Source organism: Tabrizicola sp. (assembly GCF_031377265.1).
GTDB lineage: Bacteria > Pseudomonadota > Alphaproteobacteria > Rhodobacterales > Rhodobacteraceae > JAUYQR01.
In genome coordinates this window covers 1-3,172 of the sequence record NZ_JANMET010000130.1, presented here as the reverse complement: position 1 = coordinate 3,172, position 3,172 = coordinate 1, and the positions used below count along the sequence as shown (strand labels likewise).

Below are 3,172 nucleotides of genomic sequence, written 5' to 3'. Positions count from 1 at the left end.
TCATCGGCACCAGATGCGCCAGTTGCTTCAAGGTCTGGGGAATGCCCGTGCCATAGGACACCACGTCTGGGTCGCGGTTCGACCCGGCCTCCCAATCCTCCAGATTGGCCATCCACATCGCAGCGTCGAACAGCCCATGATAGCCGCCCTCGACCAGCAAATAGCTGTCGCGCCCCGTATAAGCACGCGCCAGACGCAGTGCGGCCATCACCGCCTCGGTGCCGGAATTCGAGAACCGCACCAGTTCCGCTGCGGGAACCATCTTGGCAATGCGGTCGGCCACGATCAGTTCCCGCTCGGTCGACAGCGCGAACACGCCGCCTACCTGCATCCCCCGCAGCGCGGCTGCATCCACCCGGTCATCGGCATAGCCAAGGATCGCCGGGCCATACCCCAACCGGTAGTCAACGTAATTGTTGCCGTCGATATCCCAGGTACGCCCGCCCTTGGCATGATCGACATAGATCGTGCGATCGTCGCCCCAATATCGGAAGGTCGAGGCAACCCCAAGCGGCAGGCGTTTGACTGCCCGCTGAAACTGGGCATTGGACTTCTCAAGGTTGCGAACGGGCAGCTTTTGCACTGGTTTCATCCTGAAGTATTGGAAGTGACCAAAGTTCGCATTATTTTGACTGTACTGTCAATCAGAACAAGATTCCCCTGTTTTCGGGCGAAACATACGCTAAGTAAGCGCAAGAAAAGTTAGAGGTTCAGATGGCCATAGCCGCCGACGCGTCGCAGTCGATTCCCATTCCGCGCAAGTTGCCGCGCGACGAACGTCGTGCGCAGTTGATCGAAGCCACCATCTCCACGATGGGAAAGCACGGCTATGCCCGCACCACGATGAGCGAGGTGGCCCGCGTCGCCGGTCTGTCGCACGGCCTCGTCAACTTTCACTTTGAATCCAAAGAAAACCTGCTGCTGGAAACCCTGCTGCATCTGGCCGAAGAATACCGGCTGAACTGGACCGCCGCCTTGGCTGGCGCCGGACCAAATGCTGCTGCGCAGATCAACGCCATGCTGCTGGCCGACTTCGACCCGCGCATCTGCACGCAAGACCGGCTGTCAGCCTGGTGCTCGTTCTGGGGCGAGGCGCAGAGCCGCCCGATCTATCAGGAACGCTGCGGCTCCAACGACCAGATCTACACCGATACGCTGGATGCCCTGTGCGCCCGGATGATCGCCGAACATGGCTACACCGGCAATCCAACCCGCATCGGCCGGGTCTTTCGGGTCATAGTCGAGGGCGTCTGGCTTGACATGATGACACTCCGCGAGCCCTACCCGCTGCAGGAGGCCCGCGCCACGGTGATGACCACGGTCGCCGCATTTTTCCCAAGGCACTTCAACGAGAACGGCCTCATCACCCCGTGAAGCTGCCCCACCCGGATGAACGCCTCGCGCAACTGAAGCATTGGCGGACGCCCCACGCATCGCGTCCAAGGTGCGCGGGCGCAGCCAGCCAATACAGGTGCAGTAGCCGGTTCTTGGCCGTCACCGGAGCGATCCTCCGGGGCTGGAACAGGATGTCGTGTTGGAGGTCACGCCATCGCCGCGCCCCGAGTTCCGCAGCCTCGCCGGGGTTTAGCGGCACAGCAGTAAGGTCAGGCAACCGCCCTCAGTCAGCGCATCAATACTCTACGAGACGCCTATCGGATCAACCCATTCCGCATCGTTCAAGACCGCTGCGCTGCGCGGTTTGGCGTAAGCTCTCGGTCAAAATGTCGGATTGCTTGCCATGTGATTCAACAGCTTCCCCCGGTGCCAACTCATGCCTGATCAAGGTTTGAAAAGGCAGCGTCAGCCGATGACGCCATAAGCTTGCTTCACGCTGACACCAGCGCCGGGGTGGCAGGCACAATTGGACAAGCGACCTCTGGCCATAGTCCGGCATTCCAGCTGAATACCGCCTGATCAGGCGACAAGTTCGCCCTGTGCCTTGGCCCGTCGCGTTGATTGGATAAACGCCGCAATGAACACTGCGGTCAGCGTCAGGATCACCGTAGGCGCCGGCGCCGAATCGATGAAGAAACTCAGATAAACCCCAACGACCCCCGATATCAGCGTAACCGCCACCGCAACCATCAGCATCCGGTCAAAGCGCTTGGTCAGCAGAAACGCTATCGCCCCCGGCGCGATCAGCAGCCCGATCGACAGGATGATGCCCACCGCCGAGAGCGTTGCCACAATGGTCAGCGACATCATCGCAAGCAGCCCGTAATGCAACGCGCGCACCGGCAGCCCGACCGCCTGCGCCTGCACCGGATCAAAGGCGTGCAGCATCAGGTCCCGCCGCTTGCTCAGGATGACGGCCGTCACCAGCAGCCCGATGATCCCTGCGGTCCACAGATCCTGCCCACCGACCCCCAGCATGTTGCCAAACAGGATATGGTCCAGATGCACATCGGTGCTGATCTTGGTGTACATCACGATGCCCAGGCCGAACATGCCCGAGAACACGATGCCCATCACCGTGTCCTGCTTGACCCGGCTGTTTTCCTTGAGAAACCCCGTCGCCAGCGCGCAAACCATCCCCGCCGAAAACGCCCCGATGATCAGCGGAATGTTCAGGATGTAGGCCAGCACCACGCCCGGCAGCACCGCATGGCTGATCGCATCGCCCATCAGCGACCAGCCCTTCAGCACAAGATAGCACGACAACAGCGCCATCGGCACCGCGATCATCGCCATGATCAGGAAAGCGTTGACCATAAAGCGGAACTGAAACGGCTGCAGCAGTGTGTCAATCATGCCTCGCCCTCCAGCGCCGCTGCCGCGCGGCGACGTGCGGAAAAGTAGCCGTGTTTCGGTGCCAGAAAGAACGCCGCCAGAAACACCAGTGTCTGCAGGCAGACGATCAGCCCACCCGTCGCCCCATCGAGGAAAAAGCTGAGGTAGGCCCCGACAAAGCTGGTGATCGCACCGATGGCCACGCTCAGCATCAGCAGACGCGGGAACCGGTCGGTCAGAAGATACGCCGTGGCCCCCGGTGTGACGACCATCGCAATCACCAAAAACGCCCCCACCGTCTGCAAGGCCGCCACGCAGCAGGCCGACAACAGCGTAAAGAACACCACTTTCAGTATCCCGGTGTTGATCCCCATCGACCGGGCATGGTTCTCGTCAAAGAACGTCACCATCAGGTCTTTCCACTTGGCCAGCAGCACCGCCA

4 protein-coding genes are annotated in these 3,172 nt (G+C 61.0%); 1 reads left to right on the top strand and 3 read right to left on the bottom strand.

Annotated features, from left to right (window positions below; translation table 11 throughout):
* On the bottom strand, positions 1 to 592 hold a 592-nt coding region (locus tag RMO18_RS07605; RefSeq protein WP_309664970.1), incomplete at its 3' end, for an aminotransferase class III-fold pyridoxal phosphate-dependent enzyme.
* Positions 593 to 714: 122 nt separating this feature from the next.
* Here RMO18_RS07605 and RMO18_RS07600 point away from each other — a divergent pair.
* Positions 715 to 1,374, top strand: coding sequence for a TetR/AcrR family transcriptional regulator (locus RMO18_RS07600; RefSeq protein WP_309664969.1), 660 nt, complete (start codon positions 715 to 717; stop codon positions 1,372 to 1,374).
* A gap of 540 nt (positions 1,375 to 1,914) precedes the next feature.
* Here the strand turns inward: RMO18_RS07600 and RMO18_RS07595 are convergent.
* Together RMO18_RS07595 and RMO18_RS07590 are read right to left on the bottom strand one after the other, a co-directional pair.
* Complete coding sequence (locus tag RMO18_RS07595; protein ID WP_309664968.1) at positions 1,915 to 2,751, bottom strand: metal ABC transporter permease; 837 nt, start codon at positions 2,749 to 2,751, stop codon at positions 1,915 to 1,917.
* Positions 2,748 to 3,172: metal ABC transporter permease (locus tag RMO18_RS07590; protein WP_309664966.1), on the bottom strand; the 425-nt coding region annotated here is incomplete at its 5' end. The genes RMO18_RS07595 and RMO18_RS07590, both read right to left, overlap by 4 nt.